This is a genomic window from Streptomyces neyagawaensis, assembly GCF_023516595.1.
GTDB lineage: Bacteria > Actinomycetota > Actinomycetes > Streptomycetales > Streptomycetaceae > Streptomyces > Streptomyces neyagawaensis.
Genome location: NZ_JAMGBG010000083.1, coordinates 35,932 through 59,782, shown reverse-complemented (window position 1 = coordinate 59,782; position 23,851 = coordinate 35,932). Strand labels below are relative to the sequence as shown.

The 23,851-nt window shown below is 72.5% G+C and carries 18 protein-coding genes and 1 pseudogene; 15 read left to right on the top strand and 4 right to left on the bottom strand.

The features are described 5' to 3' along the window. The first annotated feature begins 218 nt into the window (after nt 1-218). The 9 genes from M8J73_RS29985 to M8J73_RS29945 all read left to right on the top strand — a co-directional run bounded on the left by M8J73_RS29985 (nt 219) and on the right by M8J73_RS29945 (nt 13,076). On the top strand, nt 219-1,736 hold the full coding sequence (locus M8J73_RS29985; RefSeq protein ID WP_055538077.1) for a class I adenylate-forming enzyme family protein: 1,518 nt from the start codon (nt 219-221) through the stop codon (nt 1,734-1,736). Continuing rightward, the gene (gene fabF, locus M8J73_RS29980; protein WP_079054749.1) at nt 1,733-3,034 is read left to right on the top strand and encodes a beta-ketoacyl-ACP synthase II; all 1,302 of its coding nucleotides are present in this window, start codon (nt 1,733-1,735) and stop codon (nt 3,032-3,034) included. Before M8J73_RS29985 ends, fabF begins: the two co-directional genes overlap by 4 nt. Before the next feature lie 26 nt (nt 3,035-3,060). Beyond that, nucleotides 3,061-3,981 carry a phytanoyl-CoA dioxygenase family protein gene (locus M8J73_RS29975; RefSeq protein ID WP_055538076.1) on the top strand — a complete coding sequence of 307 codons (921 nt, stop codon included), beginning with the start codon at nt 3,061-3,063 and terminating at the stop codon, nt 3,979-3,981. A gap of 354 nt (nt 3,982-4,335) precedes the next feature. Continuing rightward, nucleotides 4,336-5,628, top strand: coding sequence for an aldehyde dehydrogenase family protein (locus tag M8J73_RS45310; RefSeq protein WP_249829299.1), 1,293 nt, complete (start codon nt 4,336-4,338; stop codon nt 5,626-5,628). Then, on the top strand, nt 5,625-7,322 hold the full coding sequence (locus M8J73_RS29965; protein ID WP_079054782.1) for a thiamine pyrophosphate-dependent enzyme: 1,698 nt from the start codon (nt 5,625-5,627) through the stop codon (nt 7,320-7,322). The genes M8J73_RS45310 and M8J73_RS29965 overlap by 4 nt, the downstream gene beginning before the upstream one ends. A 27-nt stretch (nt 7,323-7,349) precedes the next feature. Next, entirely contained in the window at nt 7,350-8,483 is a 1,134-nt protein-coding gene (locus M8J73_RS29960; RefSeq protein ID WP_055538341.1) for a glycoside hydrolase family 5 protein, read from the top strand. 38 nt (nt 8,484-8,521) lie between these two features. Continuing rightward, nucleotides 8,522-10,279, top strand: a complete 1,758-nt coding sequence (locus M8J73_RS29955) for a fatty acyl-AMP ligase (protein WP_055538340.1) — start codon at nt 8,522-8,524, stop codon at nt 10,277-10,279. A gap of 96 nt (nt 10,280-10,375) precedes the next feature. Then, nucleotides 10,376-10,615, top strand: a complete 240-nt coding sequence (locus M8J73_RS29950; protein WP_055538339.1) for an acyl carrier protein — start codon at nt 10,376-10,378, stop codon at nt 10,613-10,615. 289 nt (nt 10,616-10,904) lie between these two features. Continuing rightward, on the top strand, nt 10,905-13,076 hold the full coding sequence (locus tag M8J73_RS29945) for a prolyl oligopeptidase family serine peptidase (protein WP_249829298.1): 2,172 nt from the start codon (nt 10,905-10,907) through the stop codon (nt 13,074-13,076). A gap of 40 nt (nt 13,077-13,116) precedes the next feature. Here the strand turns inward: M8J73_RS29945 and M8J73_RS29940 are convergent, their stop codons facing one another. The 3 genes from M8J73_RS29940 to M8J73_RS29930 all read right to left on the bottom strand — a co-directional run bounded on the left by M8J73_RS29940 (nt 13,117) and on the right by M8J73_RS29930 (nt 15,184). After that, a complete protein-coding gene (locus tag M8J73_RS29940) occupies nt 13,117-13,824 on the bottom strand; it encodes a GAP family protein (protein WP_055541874.1) in 708 nt (235 codons plus the stop codon). Beyond that, a complete protein-coding gene (locus M8J73_RS29935; RefSeq protein ID WP_249829297.1) occupies nt 13,821-14,426 on the bottom strand; it encodes a TetR/AcrR family transcriptional regulator in 606 nt (201 codons plus the stop codon). The genes M8J73_RS29940 and M8J73_RS29935 overlap by 4 nt, the downstream gene beginning before the upstream one ends. A gap of 194 nt (nt 14,427-14,620) precedes the next feature. Beyond that, entirely contained in the window at nt 14,621-15,184 is a 564-nt protein-coding gene (locus tag M8J73_RS29930) for a TetR family transcriptional regulator (RefSeq protein WP_063799294.1), read from the bottom strand. 76 nt (nt 15,185-15,260) lie between these two features. Here M8J73_RS29930 and M8J73_RS29925 point away from each other — a divergent pair, with 76 nt between their 5' ends. The 6 genes and pseudogenes from M8J73_RS29925 to M8J73_RS45915 form a co-directional block, all read left to right on the top strand. Then, a complete protein-coding gene (locus tag M8J73_RS29925; RefSeq protein ID WP_055541871.1) occupies nt 15,261-17,069 on the top strand; it encodes an ABC transporter ATP-binding protein in 1,809 nt (602 codons plus the stop codon). 164 nt (nt 17,070-17,233) lie between these two features. Further along, nucleotides 17,234-17,461 carry a hypothetical protein gene (locus M8J73_RS29920; protein WP_055541870.1) on the top strand — a complete coding sequence of 76 codons (228 nt, stop codon included), beginning with the start codon at nt 17,234-17,236 and terminating at the stop codon, nt 17,459-17,461. Between the two features lie 192 nt (nt 17,462-17,653). Further along, nucleotides 17,654-20,677, top strand: coding sequence for an AfsR/SARP family transcriptional regulator (locus M8J73_RS29915; RefSeq protein ID WP_249829296.1), 3,024 nt, complete (start codon nt 17,654-17,656; stop codon nt 20,675-20,677). A gap of 183 nt (nt 20,678-20,860) precedes the next feature. After that, the gene (locus M8J73_RS29910; RefSeq protein ID WP_063799274.1) at nt 20,861-21,943 is read left to right on the top strand and encodes an IS701 family transposase; all 1,083 of its coding nucleotides are present in this window, start codon (nt 20,861-20,863) and stop codon (nt 21,941-21,943) included. 213 nt (nt 21,944-22,156) lie between these two features. Beyond that, entirely contained in the window at nt 22,157-22,654 is a 498-nt protein-coding gene (locus M8J73_RS45920; protein ID WP_476718389.1) for a transposase, read from the top strand. Continuing rightward, nucleotides 22,572-22,835 (top strand): annotated as a pseudogene (locus tag M8J73_RS45915) (flavodoxin family protein); the annotation flags it as partial. The gene M8J73_RS45920 and the pseudogene M8J73_RS45915, both read left to right, overlap by 83 nt. A 168-nt stretch (nt 22,836-23,003) precedes the next feature. Here M8J73_RS45915 and M8J73_RS29900 read toward each other — a convergent pair. Then, on the bottom strand, nt 23,004-23,768 hold the full coding sequence (locus tag M8J73_RS29900; protein WP_055541010.1) for a helix-turn-helix transcriptional regulator: 765 nt from the start codon (nt 23,766-23,768) through the stop codon (nt 23,004-23,006). Nucleotides 23,769-23,851: the final 83 nt, after the last annotated feature.

Genomic DNA, 23,851 nt, shown 5'->3' with positions numbered 1-23,851 from the left:
TTTGAGAGCCGGACATCGAGAATTGTCAGCCGTATCGGTTAGCGTCTTGGACGTGGCACAGCGCACCGCCCCGACGGCGCGCCGGTGTCCACGTTCCCGCTCCGGAATCCGCGCCCCGTCGCGATCCGTCGAGCCGCCCCTGGCACGGGGCCCCTGATCACCGAGATCGGAGATGACGTGCTGGCAGCGACGCGCACCACCCCCCGAGGGCGCCTCCCATGACCCTCACGACCTACGAGACCACAGGCCCCGCCGGCACCCTTCTGCGGCCGGGCGCACAGGCACACCGGACCGCCGACGCGCTGCGGGCCCTCGGTGTCCTGCCCCGTCACCGTGTGGCCCTGCACGCGAGCAACTCGCCCGCCTTCGTGGCGGTGCTGCTGGGCCTGATGCACCTGGGCGCCGGTGTCGTCCTCGTGGACCACCTCAGGTCACCGAGGTCGGCCGCGGCGGCCGCCGCACGGGCCGGCGCCGACCGGCTGATCCATGAGGGGCCGCCCTCGCAGGAGTGGTCCGGCCCGGTGCCGTCGCTGTCCCTCGACGCGCCGGCACTGCGAGGCGCCCTGCTCGACGAGGAGGGCCCGGCGCGGTCACCGGCCCCCATACCGGGGGAGACGGCACCGGCCCGGACGCCGGGCACCCCGGAACCGTGGACCGCCGCGGCCCCGCCGGCCCTGGACGTCTGGGCCCGCCGCGACGACGCCCTGATCGCCTGGTCCTCCGGTTCCACCGGCGAACCCAAGGCGATCGTGCGCTCCGGCCGCTCGGTCCTCGCCAACACCCGGCGCACCGTCGAGCGGATGGGGTACCGCGACGACGACGTCCTCGCCCCCCTGCTGCCCTTCAGCCACCAGTACGGCTTCTCCCTCGTGCTCCTCGCCCACCTCAGCGGCTGCCGGTTGCTCGTCACCCCGTACCGGCGGCTGGACCGGGCCCTCGACACCGTTGCCGCCCACCGGGCGACCGTCGTCGACGCCACGCCCTCCGTCCACCGCTCACTGCTGCGCCTGGCCGAGCTGCGACCGGAACGGGTGGAGGAGTTGCGCTCCGTCCGTCTGTGGTGCACCGGCGGCGGCCCCCTCGACACGGCCCTCGCCCGCGACTTCCGGGCCACCATGGGGCGGCCGCTGCTGGACGGCTACGGCAGCACCGAGCTCGGCAACGTGGCCCTCGCCGGCCCCGACGCCCCCGAGGACTGTCTGCCGCTGCCCGGCGTCCAGGTGTCCGTGCGCGATCCGGCGGGCCGCCCGCTCCCGCCCGGCGAACCGGGCGAGGTGTGGGTGCGCACCCCCGACGCGACGGTCGGCCTCCTGGACGCCGACGGCACCACCGTGCGGCCGCCGGGCGACGGCGACTTCCGCACCCATGACCTCGGCGTCCTCGACGCCCGCGGCGGGCTGCGCGTCCTCGGCCGGATGTCCGCCGTCACCCGGCACGGCTACACCCTCTACCCGGCCGCGCTGGCCCGCCGGGCCGAACGCTGCGGCGGACCCGTCCATGTCGTCGCCGTCCGGCACGGCGACCGCGAGACGCGACTGGTCTTCGTGGTGGAGGACCCCCTACGACGCTCCCCGGCCGCCTGGGCCGGGGACTTCCGGAAGGTGCTGGAGCCCTACGAGCTGCCCAACCTCGTGCTGGTGCTCGACGCCTTCCCCCTCAGCAGCAACGGCAAGACCGATGTGTCCCGACTCGAGGAACGAGCCCGCAGGGCTCTGGCGAAGGGTGAGCAGACATGAGCGCAGCCGTACCGAGCCCCGGAGTTCCCGACGCGCTGCCCCGGTACGGGCCGGGCCCGCGCCGGGTCGTGATCACCGGCCGGGGAGCCATCACCCCGCTCGGCCTGACCTGGGACGAGACCTGGGCGGCCCTGCTGGACGGCCGCAGCGGCGTCGCCCCGTTCACTCAACTCGACGCCTCCGACCTGCCCGTGCGGTTCGGCGGCGAGGTGAAGAACTTCCGCGCCGAGGACCACCTCGACCACAAGACCGTGCGCCGGCTCGACCGCACCGTGCACCTCGCCCTGGTCGCCGCCGAGGAGGCCGTCCGGGACGCGGGCCTTCAGGTCACCCCCGAGACGGCGCCGCGCGCCGCCGTCATCCTCGGCACCGCCAGCGGCCCCGCCCGCAACGCCGTGACCGCCGCCAAGGCGATGGCCGAACGGGGCCCCCGCGCCGTCAGCCCCTACTTCTTCCCCAGCAGCGGCGTCGACAGCGCCTGCGGCGAGATCTCGCTGCGCTTCGGCCTCCAGGGCTCGTCCACCTCCATGACCACCGCCTGCGCCACCGGCAGCACCTGCCTCGGCGAGGCCATGCGGATGATCCGCCTCGGCATCGCGGACGTGGTGATCGCCGGCGGCGTCGACGACTCCCTGACCCGTGTCGACGTCAACGGCGCGGCCGTCTCCCGGGCGCTGTCCCGCCGCAACGACGAACCCGAGCGGGCCTGCCGCCCCTTCGACACGGCCCGCGACGGCTTCGTCATGAGCGCCGGCGCCGGAGTGGTCGTCCTGGAGAGCGAGGAGCACGCCGTCGCCCGCGGCGCCCGCATCCACGGGGAACTCGCCGGATACGGCGCCACCACCGACGCGTACCACGTCACCGCCCCGCACCCCGACGGGCTGCCCGCCCAGCGGGCCGCGCTGCTGGCCCTCGCCGAGGCCGGACTCGACCCCGACGCCGTCGACTACATCAACGCCCACGGCACCAGCACCCCCAAGAACGACACCACCGAGATCAAGGTGATCCGCGGGGTGTTCGGCTCCCACGCCACCCGTGTCCCGATCAGCTCCATCAAGAGCATGACGGGCCACATGCTCGGCGCCTCCGGCGCCGTCGAGGCCATCACCGCCCTGGAGACCCTCACGGCGGGCCGCATCCCGCCCACGATCAACTGCGACGACCCCGAGGACCAGGAGCTCGACTTCGTCCCGCACAAGGCGCGCGACCACGACGTGGACGTCGCCGTCAGCAACTCGTTCGGCTTCGGCGGCCACAACGCCGCCCTCGTCCTGCGGCGCTGGCGGCCCACCCACTGATCAACGAACGCAGCGAGGAGAACAACGTGAACACCACAGCCACGGGCAAGCGCGGAAACTTCGCCGCCGCGGTCGACGCGGACAGCGGGCCCGACGCGACCGCCTTCGAGGCCCCCTACGACTGGCCCGCCATCGACGAGTGCGTCCGCAGCCAAGGGGCCGCCGTCGTCCGCGGACTGGTCGACCGCTCGCTCGTCGACGCCTTCAACCGCGAACTGGACGAGTGGCTGGAGAACAACCCCCGCACCGTCGGCTCCGACACCGGCTCCGGCATCTACGACCTGTTCCTCGGCCGACGGACCCTGCGCGTGCACGGCGTCCCCGGGAAGGTCAGGGCCTCCCACGACCTCATCACCCACCCCGAGATCGTCGCCTGCATGCGCCGGCTGCTGGCCCCCTGGTCCAACGAGATCCTGCTCAGCGTCGCCGAACTCATCCAGATCGGCCCCCGCGAGGCCGCCCAGATGATCCACCGCGACACCGGCTCGTGGTGGCCCCACCTGCCGCGCCAGGAGCACCCCTGGAACGCCAGCGCCATGGTGGCGCTCACCCCCTTCACCCCCGAGACCGGCGCCACCCGCGTCGTGCCCGGCAGCTGCCACTGGCCGCTCGACCAGAGCCCGCGCGGCGACCAGATCGGCCGCGCCGTCATGGAACCCGGCGACGCCCTGCTGTTCCGCGGCGACGTCCTGCACGGCGGCGGCGCCAACCGCACCACCGACCGCTCCCGCCGGGGCATCGCCCTCAGCTACTGCGCGGGCTGGCTGCGCCCGGTCGACAACAACATGCTCGCCGTACCGCCGTCGATGGCCGCCGAATGCTCCGACGAACTCCTCGGCCTCCTCGGCTACGTCGCCCACGACGCCACCCGGCAGGGCGGCGGACTGGTCGGCATGTACGACAACGGGGACCCGCTGAAGGCCCTGCGCGGCGGCCTGCTCGGCTGACCGGCGGCCGCACCGGCCGGCGGGGCGCTTCGCCGGGCGGCCCCCGCCCGGCCCCCACCACACCCCTAGGGGGTGTGGTGAAAGTCCCGCACAGCACCCACGGCGCCCGGCACGCTCCCGCGAGCTCTTCGAGCAGGGGGTACCCCCACTCGCGGCACCGGCCAAAGACCCACGTAGCGCCGCTACGAGGGCCTTCGTCCGCCACTCCCCCAAGCTCTTCGAGCAGGGGGGACCCCAGGCCACGCACCGGACACCGCGGGCACCGCACTGGACTTTCACCACACCCCCTGGCCCCGGGCCACCCCATGCGAACGCCCCGCGCGGCCCCGGCCGAACCGATGTCAGGAGGAAAACGTGTCCGTACCACCGGCGAACACTCCCCGGCCGCACGGGTCCGGGACCGCGGTCATGGGCCCCGCGCCCGGCCACGGAGGAGACCCCGCCCGGCAACCGGGCGACGACGGCTTCGCGGCGGACGCCGCCGAGGCGGTGTGGCGCAACCGGGAGGAACTGGTCGCCGTCCTGGAGACCATCGCCACCCGCAGGGCCGCCGAGGACGAGATCGGCTTCGCGCTGGCCGCCCTCCGGGGCGCCGACGGCGAACTCGCCGCCCACCGGCCGCGCCACATCGGCGAACTCGGCGTCTTCCTGCCCTCCAACAACCTGCTCTACTCGTACGTCCTGTTCGGGCTGATCCCCGCCCTCTACACCCGGCACATCGTGATGCGCCCCTCCCAGCGGGCCCTGACCCAGACCCGGGAGATCCACCGGATCATGTCCGCCGACCCGCTGTTACGGGGGCGCCACCCCGTCGAACTCGTCTCCATGACGCAGCGCGAGTTCCTCGGGCGCTGCGCCGACGCCGAGGCCGTCGTGTTCAACGGGCGGCCCGAGAACGCGATCGGCGTGGGGGAGCGGATGGGCGAGAACACCCTGTTCCTCGCGTTCGGCTCCGGGCCCAACCCGCTGGTCGTGGGAGCCGACGGCGACGTCAAGCAGGCCGCGGCCGACATCCTCGGCACCCGGATGTTCAACTCCGGCCAGGACTGCCTCTGCCCGGACGTCGTGTTCGCCCACGACGACATCGCGGACGACCTGCTCACCGCGCTCCGCGAGGGCGCCGCCGAGGTCCCCGTCGGCCCGCTGCTCGACCCGCGCACGGTGGTGGCGCCGCTCAGCTACCCCGACGCCGTGGAACAGGCGGCGGAGTTCCTCGGCGCGCACCGCGACCGGGTGACCTTCGGCGGCCGGGCGGACCCGCGCACCGGCCTCGTCGAACCGACCGTGCTCGACCTGTCCTGGGACCCGTCCTTCGCGCCGCCGGAGTTCTTCGCCCCCGTCGTCTGCGTGATGCGCTACTCCACCGGCGCCGACCTCCAGCGCTGGCTCGACAGCCCCGCCGAACTCCTGCGCGGTATGTACGTGTCCGTGTACGGCGAGCACGCCCTGCGCGGCGACCGGGCCGGCACCGGCGTCGTCCTGCGCGAACGCACCGCCCTCGACGCCGAGGACGGCAACCAGCCGCTGGGCGGCTACGGCTGGCAGGCCGGCCATGTCCGCTCCGGCGGACGCGTCACGGCACGCCCCCTGCTGCTCTCCGCCGAACTCGGCAGGGGCGACACCGACGCCGAGGGGCCCCGCGCATGACCGCCGTGACCCCCGCACCGGACGACGCCCCCGCCGCCCCGGCCCTCCGGGGCTGCTGGGACACGGTCGCCCTTACGCTCGCCGACGCCGGCGTCCGCATGGTCCTCGGACTGCCCTCCGACGACCCCGGCCTCCTCGACGCCGCCACCGCCGTACCCGAACTCCGCGTCGGCGTCATCGGCGACCAGCGCATCGCCGCGTGCGCCGCCGCCGGGTACGCGACGGCCGCACGGCAACCCGTCGTGCTCGCCCTCAACTCCGGCCCCTCCTTCGCCAACGCCATGGCCGGCCTGCTCGAGGCGTCCTCCCTGTCGCTGCCCGTCGTCGTGATCACCACCCGGGTACCGGCCGAGGACATCGGCCGGGGCGCCTTCCAATACCTGGACCAGCGGCGCATGGTCGAGTCCCTCGCGGGCTGGACCCACCTCGTGGACACCCCGGAACAGCTCGTCTGGGCGGTCCGCCGGGCCGTGGAACTCGCCGTGGCGGACGGCCCCTGCCTCACGGTCCTGGAGATCGCCGACGACGTGACCGCGCGGGACGTCGAACAGGGCCCCGCCGCCGGTCCCGTCCGCCGCCCGCGCTCCGTACCCCCGTCCGCCGAACTGGACGCGGCCGCCGCCACGTTGCGGGCCGCGCGCCGCCCCGTCGTCATCGCGGGCGGCGGCACCCGCTGGGCCGACACCGGCCGCCTCGGCACCCTCGCCGACCTGCTCGGTGGCCCCGTGTTCACCACGGCCTCCGGCCGCGGCGCCCTCGACGAACACCACCGCAGGGCGTACGGCCTCGTCGGCCTCTACACCACACCGCCCGCCCACGACCTCCTCGACGACGCCGACACCCTGCTCGTCCTCGGCAGCCGCATGGAGGAGACCGCCCGCATGGGCTGGCGGTCCTGGCGCGACGCCCAGGTCATCCGGGCGGACGCCCGCCCGGCCGCCTTCTCCGAGGCCGGCCCGGTGGCACAGCCCCTCCTCGGCGACGTCGGTCTGACGATCGACGCCCTCACCGACCGCCTCGCCGCCGACCCGCCCCGCCCCGACCCCGACTGGACGGCGCGTCAGGAACACGTCCGCGCCGCCCAGGCGCGGCACACCAACGCCGACTTCGCCGACTCCCCGGTCCGCGCCGTGCTGCGCGCCGCCCAGCGGGAACTCGGCACCCGGATCACCCTGGTCCAGGAGAACGGACTGCACGACATCTGGACCTACCACTACCCGCTGCTCCGCCTCGGCCCCGACACCACCGTCGTCTGCCCCGGCGAGCAGACGATGATGGGCTTCGGCCTCGGCGCCGCCGTCGGCGCCGCGCTGGCCCGCCCCGACCGGCCCACCCTGCTCGTCACCGGCGACAGCGCCTTCCGGATGAGCGTCGGCGCCCTGGACGTCCTGCGCCGCCTCGACCTCGGTGTGATCACCGTGGTCCTCGACAACCAGGGCTTCGGCTGGCCCCGGCGGCTGCGGGCCGCCGACCCCACCGGCCCGCACGTCTCCACGACCTGGGAGGCCGCCGCCCCCGCCGAGCACACCGCCGAGGTCTTCGGCGGCTGGGGGACCGCCGTCCATGACGCGACCGCGCTGGACGAGGCCATGGGCCGGGCCGCGGAGCACGCCCTCAAGGGGCGGTTCTCCGTCCTCCGGGTGCCCGTACCCGACACCGACGTGCCCCTGGGAATCCGGGCCGCCGGCTACTGAGCACGCAACGACACGAGGAGAGACGCCATGCCCACGAGCCGGGTACCGCTGCCCCGCTGGCGCGGGTTCAACCTGCACCAGATGTTCTCCACCAGCTCCCGCTGGGGCGAGATGATGCCCATGGACGACCACCGGATCAGCGAGGACGACTTCCGCTGGATCCGCGACTGGGGCTTCGACTACGTCCGGGTGCCGTTCTCGTACCTGTTCCTCATCGGCGACGCCGAACGCCGCACCTACCCCGAGGAACGCCTCGCCGTCCTCGACCGGGTCGTGGAACTCGGGCGGACCTACGACGTCCACGTCCAGCTGAACCTGTGGCGGGCCCCCGGCCACACCAACTTCGGCTACCCCTACAACGAGCCCGAGCCCGGCTCGCTGTGGGTCGACGACCCCTTCGGCTCCCGTGACCTGTTCGTCCACCTGTGGGAGATCCTCGCCGAACGCTACCGGGGCATCCCCTCCACACGGCTCAGCTTCGACCTGGTCAACGAGCCGCCCGCGGCCTCCCTCGTCCCCGGCCTCACCGACGACCACATCCTCGCCGTGTACGCCGCGGCGATCGACGCGATCCGCGCCAAGGACCCCGAGCGGCTGCTCCTCGTCGAGGGCCTCGACTGGGCGTACACCCCGGTCTCCGCCGACTGGTGCGCCGAGCGCGGCGTCGCCCAGAGCCTGCACTCCTTCGCCCCGCTCGCCCTGTCCCACTACCGCTGCGAGCACGCCCCCGAACAGCTGCGCGCCATGGACCCGGTGCCGACCTGGCCGATGGAACTGCCGCCCGTGCCCGCCGAACTGCCCGTGCCCCCCGAGGCGCAGGAGAGCGCCGCGCGCATGATGCGGGACCGCGGCATCAAGGGCGGCCCCTACGGCCGCGACGAGCTGGCGGCATCCCTGAAGCCGTGGTTCGACGTCGCCGACGCCGGGATCGGGGTGCACGCCGGGGAGACCGGCGCCCACAACACGGTGCCGCACCAGGTGGTGCTGCCCTGGCTCGACGACATGCTCGGGCTGCTCACCGACCACGGCGTCGGCTGGGCCCTGTGGAATCTGCGCGGCCCGTTCGGCGTGCTCGACTCCGGCCGCGGCGACGTCGCCTACGACGACTGGCACGGCCACCTCCTGGACCGGGAGATGCTCCGCGTCCTCCAGAAGCACTGACCCGAGCACCCGTACGGGAACCGAGAGGAGCCCCTCCCGTGCCGACCGACACCCACCCGGCCGCCCCGGATCTGCGGACCGGCGGGCTGGTCACCGCCGTCCGAGCCCACGCCCACGCCGCCGGGGACGATCCCGCCGTCTCGTTCGCCGACTACACGGAGGACTACGCCGGCGTCATCCGGACCGTCACCTACGAGGAACTGGACCGCAAGGCCCGCGCCGTGGCCGCCGCCCTCCAGAAGACCGCCCCGCCCGGCGCACGCGTCGCCCTGGTGTGCCCCCACGAGATCAGCTACATCCTCGGCTTCCTCGGCTGCCTGTACGCCGGGCTCGTCGCGGTGCCGCTGCCCGCCCCCGACGTACGCCGCTCCCGCAGCCGTATCGACGCCGTCCTGCTGGACTCCGACCCGGCGCTGGTGCTGACCACGGCGGGCGCCGCCGACCGCGTCACCGCCGCGCTCGGGCCGGACGGCGGCGACCGCCGGGTGCTGATCATCGACGAACTCGCCGAGGAGGACGCCGCCGACTGGCGGGAGCCCGTGCTCACGGCCGACACCCTGGCGTACCTCCAGTACACCTCCGGCTCCACCGGCACCCCCAGCGGGGTGCGCGTCACCCACGGCAACCTCATCGCCAACTGCCGGCAGATCGCGCGGGCCTCCACCTATCTCGCGCCCGGTCGCGTCGTCGCCAGCTGGGTGCCGTTCTTCCACGACATGGGCCTCGTCATGGGCCTGGCCCTGCCGCTGGTCCAGGGCGTGCACTCGGTGCATCTGAGCCCCTCGGACTTCATCCAGTCGCCGTATCGCTGGCTCAAGCTGATCAGCGACTTCCGCGCGGTGTGGACCGGGGGCCCCAACTTCGCCTACGACCTGTGCGTCGACCGGATCACCGACGCCCAGAAGAAGCACCTCGACCTCAGCTGCCTCGAAGGGCTCGTCAACGGCAGCGAGGTCGTCCGCCCGCACAGCATGGACCGCTTCAACCGGGCCTTCGCCGAGTGCGGCCTGCCGCCCCAACTGGACAGCCCCGCCTACGGGCTGGCCGAGGCCACCCTCGCCGTCACCGCCCCGCCGCCCACCATGCAGCCGGACCTCGTGTACTCCTTCCACCGGGAGGCCCTCGCCGACGGCAAGGTCGAGACCTGCGCCGACGACGATCCCTCGGCCCGGCAGATGGTGGCCTGCGGGGTCCCCCTCACCGGCATCCACATCCGGATCGTCGACCCGGAGACCTGGCAGGAGACCGAACCGGACCGCGTCGGCGAGATCTGGGTGCAGGGACCCAATGTGGCCGACGGCTACTGGCGCCGGCCCCAGCGCACCGAGGAGGTCTTCAACGCCCGCTGCGCCGGGCGCGACGGCCGGCCCGTGATGGGGGAGTGGCTGCGCACCGGCGACATGGGGTTCTTCCACCGGGAGCGGCTGTTCATCGCCGGCCGGCTGAAGGACCTGATCATCATCGACGGCCGCAACCACGACCCGGCCGACCTGGAGACCACCGTCCAGGCCGCCCTGGACGGCCACGACCTGGGCACCGGCGGCGTCGCGGTCTTCGCCGTCGACGGTGAGGACGGCGAACGTGTCGTCGCCGTCGCCGAGATCCGGCGGCGCGTCGGCGACCTCGACGCCGTCGGCGCCGAGGTGCGGCGCGCGGTCGCCGACGGGCACGGCGTCCCGGTCAGCGACGTCGTGCTGATCCCCTGGGGCGAGATCCCCCGCACCAGCAGCCGCAAGGTCAAGCGGGGCCTGTGCCGCGACCACTATCTGCGCGGCGAACTGCGCGCGCTGGACTGACGCCCCGATGACCCACTGACCCACGATTCCCGGTCGGCCGCGCACCGCGGCCGGCCACCCACCCCAACCGCACAACCCGACACCGAGGAGACAACCATGACCAACGCCGCCGTCCTCGACGACCTCGCCCTCGTCATCGCCGATCTGTCGCAGATCGACGTGAGCGACATCGCCCCGGAGAAGAGCTTCCAGGAGGACCTCGACATCGACTCGCTGGAGCTCGTCGAGCTCGGGGTGCGGGTGGAGGAGAAGTTCTCCGTGAAGATCCCCGACGACGTCCTCGGCACCCTCAAGACCGTGGGCGCCATGGCTGACTTCGTCGCCGGGCAGCTGTAGGGCCTGCCGTTTGGATCACGCCTGGGTCGCGGGGCTTGGCACGCACATCTGCGGCGTTGTCGTCGGTTGCCAACTCCCCCACGCTCGAACAACCTCGCGCGGGGGGACCCCCATCGCGTTGACGCCCTCCTCCGCCTTGCAGCTGCACGCACCAAGCCCCGCTCACCGGCAGCCATCAAGGCGCCGTAGCCGGAAACCGGCATGATCCAAACGACAGGCCCTGGCCGCCGTCCGCCGGGACGGACCCGTGGCCGGCGGCCGCGGACGGACACGAGCACGGGAGAGACGGATGACGGAACCGGGCGCACCGGCCGCGGACGCGGCCCCCCGGGAGGACACCGTGGACCACGTGTTCGGTCACGTGGTCGCCGACCCGTACCGATGGCTGGAGGACGCCTCCTCCGAACGGACCGCGCGCTGGCTGCGCGTCCAGGAGGAGCGGTTCGGCGCCTCGGTACGGGCACGGCCCGAACGGGACACCTGGTACCGGCGGGTGACCGAACTCGCCGACGCGGGCGCCACCAAGCCGCCCGTGCCGCGAGGGCGGCTGGTCTTTTTCGAGGACCAGCGGCCGGGCGCCGAGCATCCGGTGCTGTATGTCGCCGGTCCGGACGACGAGGTCCGGGCCCTGGTCGACCCGGCGCGCCTCGATCCGTCCGGCCGGACGGTGCTCGGCGCGTGGTCGGTGTCCCCGGACGGCGCCCGGCTGGCCTGCCAGCTGTCCTCCGACGGTCTGGAGGAACCGGCGCTGCACGTCCTGGACACCGCGACGGGAGCCTTCGTGGAGGGCCCCGTCGACCGTACGCGCGGCCCGGCACCCGCATGGGTGCCGGGCCGTTCCGGCCATGACGGCTTCTACTACGTGCGCCGTCTGCCGCCCGACGGGATCCCGGCCGGGCGGCCCGGCTTCCACCGCCGCGTCCACTGGCACCGCCTGGGCACCGACCCGGACTCGGACCCGGTGGTCCACGGCGACGACACCGAACCGTCCGCGGCGTACGGGGTGGCGGTGAGCGGCGCGGGCCGCTGGCTCACCGTCTCGGCCCGCGTCGGCCACCGCCCGGGCAACCGGCTGTGGCTCGCGGACCTCACCGCAGGCCCCCCGGAGACACCCGACTTGAGGCCGCTCGCCGAAGGCGAGGGCGCCGACTCCGCGCTGGAGGTAGGCCGGGACGGCACGGCCCGTGTGCTCACCGGCTCCGGCGCGGACGGCCGCAGGCTGTGCGTGTTCGACCCGGCCGACCCCGGCGCCCGGTGGACCGAGCTGATCGGTGAACGCTCCGGCGCGGTGCTCCAGTCGGTGGCGGCGTTGGACGGCCCGGGCGGCCGTCCCGTGCTCGTCGCGCTGTGGTCGCGGCAGGCGTGCGCCGAACTCACCCTGCACGACGCGGACTCGGGCCGGATGACCGGCCGGGTGCCGCTGCCGGGACGCGGGACCGTGTTCCACATGACCGCGCGCCCCGAGGGCGGCGGCGACCTCTGGTTCTCGTACACCGACTACGCCACCGCGCAGCGGGTGTTCCGCTACGACGCCCGCGAGGGCACCGTCACCGAGTGGCCCGTGCCCGGCCGCGGCCCGCACCCGGCCGCCCGCACCCCTGGAGCGGGCCCCCGACCCCCGGAAATCCGTACCCGGTTCGTGGAGTACCCCTCGACCGACGGCGTCCGGGTCACCATGGCGCTGGTCGTACCGCCCGACGTGACCGATGCCGAGCTGGCGGGGGAGACCGCCCCGAGCCGCCCCCGGCCCCTGCTGATGCGGGGCTACGGCGGTTTCGGCGTCCAGGCCCGCCCGTACTACGCGCCCGAGGTCCTCGCCTGGGTCGGGGCGGGCGGAGTCTTCGCCGAGCCGCACATCCGCGGGGGCGGGGAACGGGGCGAGCGCTGGCACCACGCGGGCCGGCGGGAGTCCAAGCAGCGCTCCGTGGACGACTTCCACGCCGCCGGGGACTGGCTGACGGCCCGCGGCTGGACCACGCCCGCACGGCTGGCCCTGACCGGCACCTCCAACGGCGGGCTCCTCGTGGGCGCCGCCGTGGTGCAGCGCCCGGACCGGTACCGGGCCGTGAACTGCGCCGCCCCGCTGCTCGACATGGTGCGCTACGAGCGCTTCGGCCTCGGGCGGGCCTGGGTCCACGAGTACGGCAGCGCGGCGGTGGAGCGGGAACTGGAATGGCTGCTGTCGTACTCGCCGTACCACCACGTCCGCCCCGGAGTGCGATACCCGGCGGTGCTGCTGTCGGCGTTCGACAACGACACCCGCGTCGATCCGCTGCACGCCCGCAAGATGTGCGCGGCCCTTCAGCACGCGGCGGTCGACGGCGCCGAGATCGTGCTGCGCCGTGAGGACCTGGGCCACGGGGCGCGCTCACGCAGCGAGGCGGCCGGGTACGCGGCCGACGTCCTGACGTTCCTCGGCGCCGCCACAGGACTGCGGCCGCGGGAGCTGCCCACCCGGTGAGGGCGGGCGGCTCCCGCGGCCGCGAGGCCGTGCCCGTGGGTCAGTTGAACGCCTCGGGCACCCACAGCCGGGCCGCCGCGTCACGGGCGACGAGGAAGCCGGCGATGGCGAGGATCCACCCGGTGGCGCCGGTCGCCCGCTTGGAGATCCAGGCGTTCATGCGCTCCAGCGCGGGCTCGACGGCCGAGCGCAGCAGCACCCGTCCGGCCAGCAGCACCACGGCGGGCACCACCATGACCAGGCAGTAGCCGGCCAGCAGGGTGGTGATCTCGACGGTGTTCAGCCCGGAGGTCGTCAGCATGCTGATGGCGCCGAGGTACGGCAGCATCGTCGCCACCTCGGCGAGCCCGGCCAGCAGGGCGAGCCCCACCATCCAGCCGGCGGAGGAGCTGGAGCTGACGCGGTCGCGCCACTTGCCGGTGCTGTTCTTGCCCTTCTTCTCCTGCCGCTTGGGGTCGAAGCGGAAGCTCAGCAGGAACAGGCCGACACCGACGCCCAGTTGGATCCACAGCCCGGTCCTGGCGTCCAGGGCCTCACCCGCGACGGAGAACAGGTTGTCGGCCCCGTAGACGATGGCGAGGCCGACACCGAAGTAGAAGACGGTGATGGTCACGAGGTAGACCAGCACCTTGCCGACGTTGAAGCGTCCTGGGGCCAGCAGCAGCCACACGGGGATGAACAGGGTGCCCATGCTGGTGCTGTCGAGCAGGGCCAGACCGGCCAGCGACAGCAATAACGCGGTGCTCAAAGGGGTTCTCCTCGGTCTTTCCGATCGTCCATCAGTCGGTCCAGGTAGCGGCTCAGCAACTGCCGTACGTGGTCGGGTCTCAGCAGTTCGGGCTCGACGGCTCGCTGGACGGTCAGACCGTCGGCGAAGGCGATCAGCGCGAAGGCCTCGGCGCGGGGGTCGAGGCCGACGGGCAGCCGGCCGAGCCGCTGCGCGAGGGCCAGCGCCTGCGCGCACCGGTCGCGGATCTCCCGTGAGCCGGCGGAGTGCACCTCCCGCAGCGCGGGGTGGTAGGCGGCCCGCGCGAGGAAGGCCAGCCAGATCCTGGCCTCGGTCCCGCTGCCCTCGTCGGCGCCCGTGAGGACGCCGAGGGAGGTCAGCAGCCGCTGCTTGACGTCGTGCGGGTCGCAACGCTCCAGCAGGGTCGCGACACGGGTGTTCATCGCCTCGCCGACATACTGCGCGGCGAAGACCAGCAATTCGTCCTTGGTCCGGAAGTACGTCTGCACCAGGCCCGTGGTCGCGCCGAGTTCCCGCGCGATGCGCGGGATGCTGGCGGCTTCCAGGCCTTCCGACTCGACCACTCGCAACAGGGCCTGAGCCACCTGCCGACGTCGTTCCACAGGGTCTGCGTAACGTGGCACAACGTTAGATTAAGCTCTTAATCTAACGAGGGTCAACGAGGTCCCGGGCCGGCCCAGCCGCCGGGGCCGCGCCGATTGGCCGGATCAACTCGCTTGCAGGGGAGGGAGGTTGGGTGCCGAGCATGCCGTGCCGCCGGCCACCGCGGGGCGGTCCGCGCCCTGGGCGCGCGGGGTCAGCCGTCCTTGCGGGCGGCGACCTTCACCAGGGTGCGCACGCACAACTCCCGTGCCTCGCGCGGGGAGCGGGAGCCGCTGAGCGGATAGACGCGGGCGGTGTACAGCGCGGCCCAGGTGTGCAGCGCGATCCAGTCCGGATCCAGCCGGGGGTCGATGCTGCCGTCGGCGCGCCCCCGTTCGAGCACCGAGGCGACGACCGCGTCCTCGGGTGTCGCCCCCCAACTGCCGCTGGGCTGTTCCTGGAGCCACCAGGAGAAGACCTCGTCGGAGTCGACGAGTTCGGAGCAGAGCCGCGCGTACGCCTCCAGGCCTGTGCCCTCGTCCAGACGTGCCCTTCCGAGCACAGCTCTGTACTCGGAGTGCACGAACGCGTGGATGCCCTCGACCAGGGCGGTGCGGTCGGAGTAATAACGGTGCAGCGTGCTCCGGGCGACTCCCGCCGCCGCCGCGACCTCACCGAGGGACGCCGCAGGGGACCGTGTGAGCACGGCGATCCCGGCGCGCAGGATCGCCAGGCGCGTCCGTTCCCTGGTGCGGCTCTCCTGAATGCTGCTCCCCACGGCACGAGCGTAGGCAGCGGTGGCGCGGAACGGGGCACCCTTGACAAGAATGAGACACCACTGACTCACTATCGGCATGGATGATTCATTATCGTCCCGCGTCGACCTACGTCGACGCGCGGCACTCTTATGGGGCCTCGCACGCCCCAACCGGAACGTCCTCCTCGTCGCCCTCGCCCTCGCCCTGGGGTCCTCCGCCACCGGACTCGTCGCCCCGCTGGCGACCCGGTCGGTCCTCGACACCCTCGACCGCGGCGACTCCCTGGTCCGGCCCGTCCTCCTGCTCGTCGCCCTGCTGGTCACCGGCGCCGTCCTCGGCCGCGCCCAGTGGGCGCTGCTCGGCCGCGTCGCCGAACGCGTCGTCCACGACGCCCGCACGACGATGGTCCGCCGCTATCTCCGCGCCCAGGTCTTCCCGTTGCTGGCCCGCCCCGCCGGGGACCTCGTCACGCGGGTCACCTCCGACTCCGTGCTGCTGCGCCAGGCCGTCTCGACCAGCGTGATCACCCTGGTCAACGGCGTGGTCCTGGTGGTCGGTTCGCTCGTGCTGATGGCCGTGCTCGACCTGGTGCTGGTGCTCGCCACCCTGGTGGCCGTCGTCGTGGTGGTCGCCCTGTTCACCTCGCTGCTGCCCGGCATCGCCCGCGCCCGGGAGCGGTCGCAGAGCTCCCTCGGCGCGCTCGGCGCCGAACTGGAGGGCACCCTGCGCGCGGTCAGGACGGTGAAGGCCGCCCGCGCCGAGGGACGCCAGCTCGCCCGGCTCACGGAGCACTCCGAACGGGCCCGCGCGCAGAGCATGGTGGCCGTACGGCGCGAGTCGACGGTGTGGGCCGTCTCCTGGGCCGGGGTCCAGGCGGCGATCATCGCGGTCCTCGCCCTGGGGGCCTGGCGGGTCTCCGGGGGCGCGATGACCGTCCCCACCCTGATCGCCTTCCTGCTCTACACCTTCGGGCTCCTCGACCCCATCGTGGGCATGAGCACCAGCCTCAGCACCCTCCAGGCCGGTCTCGCCGCGGCGGCCCGCATCCACGAGGTCGACACCCTGGAGGCCGAACCGGAGGCGCGGGGGAGCGCGCCCGGCGACCTCGCGCGACGGATCGCCGCCCTCCCCGCGCACGCGCCGCTCGTCGAACTGCGCGGGGTGACCGCCGGATACGGCACCGGCCCCGACGTCCTGCGGGGCCTCGACCTCGCCATGCCCCGCCGCGGCCATGTGGCCCTCGTCGGCCCCTCGGGCGCCGGCAAGACGACGGTGTTCTCCCTCATGCTCGGCTTCGTCCTGCCCTCGGCGGGCGAACTCCGGCTGGCGGACGTCCCGTACGCCCGCCTCGGCACCGACGAGGTGCGGCGCCATCTCGCCTATGTGGAGCAGGAGACGCCCGTGGTGCCGGGCACGATCCGCGACAACCTGCTCTTCGTGAACCCCGACGCCGACGAGGCGGAGGTGGCGGCCGTACTGGAGCGCGTCCGGCTCGCCGACGCCGTCGCGGCCCTGCCGAGGGGGCTCGACACCCCCCTGCGCGACAGCTCCCTCTCCGGCGGCCAGCGCCAGCGCGTCGCCCTGGCCCGCGCGCTCCTGGCGGACGCCGAGGTCCTGCTCCTGGACGAGGCGACGGCCCAGCTCGACGGCCTCACCGAGGCGGCGATCCAGGAGGCCGTACGGGAGCAGGCGCGGCGCGGCCTCGTCGTGACGATCGCCCACCGGCTGTCCACCGTGCTCGACGCCGACGAGATCGTGGTGATGGAAGCGGGCCGGGTCGCCGCGCGCGGCACGCACACCGGACTCCTGCGGACCAGCGCCCTGTACCGCGCGCTGGTGGCGGCGCTGAAGATCGAGACAGATGACACCGCGGCCACGGCGGGCGCCGCTCCGTTGCAGCGGTGAACACCACCAGGCCGATCGTTTCCTGTTGCACCCATCGAAATGAGCCAATGAATGGCCCTGTTTGCCGCCTGAAAATGACACCAAAACAACACCGAAAGACCCCGGAGGTACGCTCGCCATTGTTCAGGTCGCTTCGGTGGCCGCTTTTATGGAGAGGAAGTCACATGGTCCGGACCGGTATTCACTTGGTGGCCGCCATCTGTACGGCACTGCTGGCCACCACCCTCGTCCTCGTGACCCCGGCCGCCGCGCAGGCGGCGACGCCGGGTATGTCCACCAGCTTTACAGGGGGTGAATTAAGCGGTGCGACCCTTGTGCAGCCGTCCGGGGAGCGGACCGAGGACGACCTGCCCTGGACGAATCCCGCGGGCCGTGAGTTCCCCTGGACCTGAGGCTGGCGCGAACGCATCGAAATGCAGCTGAAAACCATTCAACACTTCATCCGGAGTTTGGCGGGAAACGCGCGTCTCGGATGAGCCGGCAATGGCAACGAATCACGTGTCAGCGCGTACGGTGATGTTCCCCCTCCCCCTTTCCCGTGTGGCAGCACGGCCGAGGGGGTGACGGGTGGAAGGTTGCTCAAGGTGACGGAGGGTGTCTCGTTGCGCCGGTTGTCCTTCAGGGTGCTCGGCCCGCTCAAGGCCGAGATCGAGGGCGAACCGCTCGCGCTCGGCGGAGCACGACAGCGGAAGGTCCTCGCGATGCTCGTCCTGTCGGCCGGACAGGTCGTCTCCGTCGACAGCCTCATCGAAGCCGTGTGGCAGGGGGCACCCCCGACGACCGCCCGCAACCAGATCGCCATCTGTATCACGGCGCTCCGGAGGATCTTCCGGAGCGCCGCCGTCGACGACGAACTCATCAGGACCGCCCACCACGGATACACCCTCATCCAGGGCGACCACCGCATCGACGTACAGGCCGCCCACGCCCTGCTCGCCGAAGCCCGCACGGCCGCCGCCGAGGGCCGCACCGAGGAGGCCGCGAGCTGCTACGAACGGCTGCTCGACATGTGGTACGGGCCGCCCCTCGAAGGGCTCACGGGCGGCCACCTCGACCACGCCGGCGCCCGCCTCGGCGAACTGTGGCTCGATCTCAACGAGGAGTACGCCGCCCTCCAGATCCAGCTCGGCCGCTACCGGGCGGCGGCCGACCGACTCGTCACCCTCGTCGAGGAGCACCCCCTGCGCGAACAGGCCCGGCTGCACCTGATGTCGGCCCAGCACCTCGCCGGCCGGCGCGCCGACGCCCTGGAGACCTACCGCGCCGGACGCAAGATCCTGGTGGAGGAACTCGGCATAGAGCCGGGCCCCGCGCTCCAGCAGCTCCACCGGCGCATACTCCAGGACTCGGAGACGGCCGTCACCCGGGACCAGCCGCCCCACCCCCGTACCTCGGCAGCGACCTCCACGCCCGCCCAACTACCCCTGCCCGCCGCCGCCTTCACCGGCCGCGAGGAGGAGATCGCCCTGCTCGACGAGCTGGTGCACACCTCCGCCTCCGCCGAACCCCTGGCGATCGCCGCGCTCTCCGGGGCCAGCGGCGTCGGCAAGAGCGCCCTCGCCATCCACTGGGCCAACCGGGTCGCCGAGCACTACCCCGACGGCCAGCTGTTCATGGACCTCTGCGGCTACGACGTGCACGAGAAACCCGTGTCCGCCATGAAGGCGCTGGACAGCTCCCTGCGCGCCCTCGGCGTCCACGGCGCCCTCATCCCCGCCGACCTCAAGGAACGCGCCGCGCTGTACCGCAGCCTGATGGACGGCAAGCGCATGCTGATCGTCCTGGACAACGTGCGCTCGATCGACCAGATCCTGCCGCTCTTCCCGGGCCGCGGCGACTGCTGCGTCGTCATCACCAGCCGCGACCCCCTGGGTGACCTCACCGGCGACTACCCCGTGCTGCGCATCCCCCTCAGACCCCTGAACACCGACGAGGCGTGCCGGATGCTGGGCGTCATGATCGGACCCGAGCGGGTCGGCGCGGAACCCGGCATGGCCGCCCGACTGGCCCAGCTGTGCGACGGCCTGCCGCTCGCCCTGCGCATCCTCGGCGCCCAACTCGTCAACAAACCGCACCGCTCGCTGTCCCAGCTGGTCGCCCGGCTCGCCGACCGCCGTCGCCGACTGGACCTGCTCAGCCCCGACCACGGCGGCCTGCGCGCCGAGTTCGCCCTCAGCTACCGCGAACTGCCCCCGGCCGCCGCCCAGATGTACCGCAGACTCGGTCTGCTGAGCCTGTCCCACTTCTCGGCCTGGGTCGGGGCGGCCGCGCTCGGCACCGACCTCGACCACGCCGAGGACCTCCTCGACGTCCTCGTCGACGCCCAACTGCTGGAGGTGTCCCCGCACGGCCGGCTCGGCAGCCCCCGCTACCGCTTCCTCGACCTGCTGCGCCTGTTCGCCTGGGAGCGGGCGCACGAGGAGGACACGCCGGCCGAACGCGAGGCGGCCCTGGACCGCACCGTCGCCACCCTCCTCGTCCTGGCCGACACGGCGCACGAGCAGCTCAGCGGCAAGGGCCATCTGCCCCCGCTGCCGGGACCGGGCGACCTGCCCCTGGCGACCCGGCAGATCGAGCACATCCTCGGCTGCCCCATGGAATGGTTCGAGACGGAACGCCCGATCCTCATCGACCTGGTCCGGGTCTGCGCGGAGTCCGGCCGCGCCTTCCCCGCCTGGGCCCTGGCGGCCCGGCTGGTACCGCTGTGCGAGACCCGCGGCCACCCCGTCGACTGGCGCTCCACCACCGAGTGGGCGCTCATGGCCGCGCGCGAGGCGGGAGACGAACTCGGCGTCGGCATGATGCTGCGCTCCCTCGGGGCACTCGCCATCTACCAGCGCCAGTACCAGCAGGCGGAGCCGCTCCTGGAACAGGCCATGGAACACCTGGAGGAGGCGGGCGACGTCCAGGGCCAGGCCCTGGCGCTGCGCAACATCGCCGTCTGCCTCCGCTTCGCCGGCGACCTCGACCGGGCCGCCGACCACTGCCGGGCGGCCCTCGACCTGTTCGACCGGACCGAGGACATCAGCGGCCGGGCCCACGCGGTCGGACTGCTGGCCCAGATCGAGGTGGAACGGGGCAACGTCCGCCTCGGCATCCGGCTCACCCGCCAGGCCATCGCCGCGAGCGAGGGCGACTACGCGCTGCGCAGCAAGACGCAGAACATCTACCGGCTGGCCGAGGCCCTGCTGCGTACCGGGGAACTGCGCGAGGCCGAGCGGGCCGGACGCAAGGTCGTGCAGCTGACCCGCGTCCAGGGAGACCGCATGGGGGAGGCGTACGGGCTGCGCGTCCTCGGCGAGGTCCAGTGGCGCCAGTTCTGCCTGGACGAGGCGGTGGCCACCCTGCGGGACGCCTACGAGGCCGCGGGCGGCATCGGGGACCGCTTCCTCCAGGCCCGCGTCCAGGTGGACCTCGCCTGCGCGGAGGCGCTGAGGGGCGAGCGCGACACCGCGCTGCTGCACCTGTGGGAGGCCCTCGCCGCGTTCCGGCTCCTGCGGGCGCCGGTGTGGGAGGGGCACACCGTCAGGCTGCGCAAGCTGCTCGACGACCTCGGCAAGGAGACACCCGGCGTCACCGAACTGACCCGCGCGCTGCACGCCTCCTGAACGGGTTCCCCAACTGCTCCCTGAACAGCTTCCTGAACAGGTTCCTGAACGGTGAAACCCTCCGTTCTTTCCCCGTCGTTTCCGTCGCCCGCGCTCACCGAAAGCGCCGGCAAACCGTGACTCGCTAACGTCTTCCCTGAGAGCGCTCCCATTCGGACGGATCAGCGAGTGAAGGTGAGCATCATGAACGAGCTGACGGACCTGATTTCGCATCGGTTCTCGCGGGCGGAACCCCGGAGACTCGTGATTTCGTACATGGAAGGGCTGTTGTCGAGCGAGCTGCGCAAGACCGCCTTCGCACTCGCCTCACGCGCCAGGGAAGTCGGCCCCGACGGAATGCAGCGACTGCTGCGCACGGCGAAGTGGGACGCCGACGCCGTACGCGACGACCTCCGCGCCTATGTGCTGCGGAACACCCGTGTCCCGGAGACCGGTCAGGGTGACCGCGACCGCCCGGTTCTCGTCACCGCCCAGCAGACCTTCGTGAAAAAGGGCAGACATTCGGCGGGGACGGCCTGGCAGTACTCCAGCGAGCACGGGCGGATGGAGAACTGTCAGATAGGGCTGTTCCTCAGCTATGTCTCGGAACACGGCACCTCGGTTCTCGACCGGGAACTGTATCTGCCCCGTGAGTGGCTGCGGGACCGGTCCCGGGGCATGTCCGCGGTCCTGCCGCAGCGGGCGCAGTACGCCTCGAAGGCCCGGCTGAACCAGCAGATGATCGCCCGGGTGCTGGACGACGGCCCGCACCTGCCGTGGGTGAGCGTGCCGGAGCGCGAGCTGTGGGACGAGGACCTCCGCCTCTGGCTGGAGGAACGGGGCGTGCCCTACGTCCTGAAGCTGAACCCCGAGGACACCGCGGCCCTGCTGCCGCGCGGCATGGCGGACGACCTGCTGGCGCCCCCGCCCGGCGGCCGGACGGCCGGGGTCAACACGCTGCCCTGGCAGACCGTGCGCCTGCGGGGCCCGGCGGCCGGCCGACGCGCCCACTGGCTGCTGATCCACCAGCCGACGGCCCCGTCCCGCCGCCCGCAGTCGTATCTGTGCGCCGGACACTCCACCACCGTCACGGAGTTCATCCGCGCGGTACGGGCCCAGGCGACCACCCAGCGCTGTCTGGCCGTCCTACGAAGAGAGGTCGGCCTGGACGCCTACCAGGTCCGCGCCATCACCGGCTGGTACCGCCACACAACCCTCTCGCTCCTCGCCCACGCCTTCCGCTCGTTCTCGCTGGACTGCCCGGCCCGCGAGCCGGTCCACACCTGATCCGGCAACCACTGGCCCCGGTCCGCCGTCGCTGAGCCTGACGAGGTTCGTCAGGCTCAGGAGGCCGCAGCCAGGAAGCGACGGGAACAACGGGAACCTGCGGAACGGTTGCGTTCGGAGCATGGCTTTGTAACCGGGGCGGGAGGCGTTTCGACGTGACCGTGGGAGTCGCCTTCTGACCGAGTTTGGTGGCCCGACGGGGAAGTCGGAGTCCTGATCGAGACGCACGGCCTCCCACTGGACGTCATGGTGACCTCGGCCGGTCCGCACGACCGTAAGCCGGCCAGGGACCTGCTGACCCCCGCCCGCCGGCTCCACCCTGAACTCGCCATTGTCCGGGCCGACTCCGCCCACCGTGGTCAGTTCGCGGAAGGGCCCAAGGCCGAACTGAAGCTCACGATCAACACCGTGAACAGGTCCAAGGACGCCAAGGGCTTCGTCGTGGCCCGGCATACGAACAGGGACAGCGCAGCCAGGGACTCATCCTTCCTGCCTTCGCATTCGAATTCCGTGCCACGCTTCCGGAGCACGATTCACGCAATGCTTTTCGAGGAGCGATATCCCCATGTCCTCTCTCTCCCGTCCCGCTGTCGCCTTCGCTTTCCATTCCGGCTACGACCACACCGCCGTGATAGCCGAGGCCGTGGCGCGTGGTGCCGCGCAGTCCGGTGCCGAGGTGATCTCCACTCCCGTGGACACGATCACGGATGAGCAGTGGGTGCAGCTGGACGCCGCCGACGCGATCATCTTCGGTGCCTCCACCTACATGGGCACCGACTCCGCCGCCTTCCACACCTTCGCCGAGGCCGGCAGCAAGCGCTGGTACACCCAGACCTGGGCCGACAAGATCGCCGCCGGGTTCACCAACTCCGGTGCGAAGAACGGCGACAAGTCCTTGTCTGAAGCCGTTGTCCTTCCGGGAGCGACGGGTTCGTTTCCGCTGGTCAGGTGTAGGGGTGGTGTTTCGGCGGGAGGGAGCGATCGCCCTGGCCCGGTGAACACGCAGGTGCCTTGGGCCCATACCTGGGCTTGATTCCCAACCGCACTCGCTGCATGGCTCCTACTCGCCCCCGTAGGTACCGGGCGTCTGGCCAGTCACGCGCTGAAAGGCGGCGATGAAGGCGCTGGGCTTTCGGTATCCCACAGCCCGCGCGGTGGCCTTGACGGACGCGCCGGTCGCCAGATGGCCTACTGCGGCGCGGACACGGACCCGAGTCCTCCACTGCGAGAAGGTCAGTCCCGTCTCGGCGAGGAAGAGCCGTGACAGCGTACGTACCCCGCTGTGCACCTCCGCCGCCCACATCGCCAGTTCTCGCTGATCTCCGGGCGATTCGATGAGTCGCTCGGTGATCGTACGCAAGCGCGGTTCGGCGGGAATGGGCACCTGGATCGAGTGGGTCGGCAGCGGCCGGAGGACTTCGAAGAGGAGAGCTTCGGCATGCCGGCGGTTCGCCGCGTCCGGCTCGGCCCGCAGGTATCGGATGAGCTCACGAAGCAGCGGCCCGACGGCGACGCCGGTGGGCCGCGCCCAGTCGATGGGGCAGCGCGTGGCCATGAACCGGATGACGCACAGTTCACCGGCATGCCGTGTCGTCCCCGTGTGCTCGACACGGCCGGGAATCCACAGGCCGTGCCCCGGAGGCACCAGCCAGTCGTGCGAGACCGTGCGCAGGGTGACGGAAGTGGTCGACGCCCACAGCAGCATCGGCTCCGCATGGGTATGGGGTGCCACCTGGAGGGGCGGATGCGCATGCTGGTGATCGATGCTCAGGATCGGCGAGGCGGCTCCCTCGCCCAGAGCTGTCACCTGAGCCTTGACGCTCATCTCTCCATCCGCCGATCCGTCCCGTCCTGGCCCAGCAGTCCCGTTCGCCCCGTGCTCCGATCACGGTCTGGCCGTTCCGGGGT

Excerpts from the sequence above, each read along its gene's own strand:
- M8J73_RS29925 (WP_055541871.1), top strand. The coding sequence starts at position 15,261 with ATGGATGATTCATTATCGTCCCGCGTCGACCTACGTCGACGCGCGGCA.
- M8J73_RS29965 (WP_079054782.1), top strand. The coding sequence starts at position 5,625 with ATGACCGCCGTGACCCCCGCACCGGACGACGCCCCCGCCGCCCCGGCC.
- fabF (WP_079054749.1), top strand. The coding sequence starts at position 1,733 with ATGAGCGCAGCCGTACCGAGCCCCGGAGTTCCCGACGCGCTGCCCCGG.
- M8J73_RS29960 (WP_055538341.1), top strand. The coding sequence starts at position 7,350 with ATGCCCACGAGCCGGGTACCGCTGCCCCGCTGGCGCGGGTTCAACCTG.
- M8J73_RS29900 (WP_055541010.1), bottom strand. The coding sequence starts at position 23,768 with ATGAGCGTCAAGGCTCAGGTGACAGCTCTGGGCGAGGGAGCCGCCTCG.
- M8J73_RS29945 (WP_249829298.1), top strand. The coding sequence starts at position 10,905 with ATGACGGAACCGGGCGCACCGGCCGCGGACGCGGCCCCCCGGGAGGAC.
- M8J73_RS29985 (WP_055538077.1), top strand. The coding sequence starts at position 219 with ATGACCCTCACGACCTACGAGACCACAGGCCCCGCCGGCACCCTTCTG.
- M8J73_RS29950 (WP_055538339.1), top strand. The coding sequence starts at position 10,376 with ATGACCAACGCCGCCGTCCTCGACGACCTCGCCCTCGTCATCGCCGAT.
- M8J73_RS29920 (WP_055541870.1), top strand. The coding sequence starts at position 17,234 with ATGGTCCGGACCGGTATTCACTTGGTGGCCGCCATCTGTACGGCACTG.
- M8J73_RS29910 (WP_063799274.1), top strand. The coding sequence starts at position 20,861 with ATGAACGAGCTGACGGACCTGATTTCGCATCGGTTCTCGCGGGCGGAA.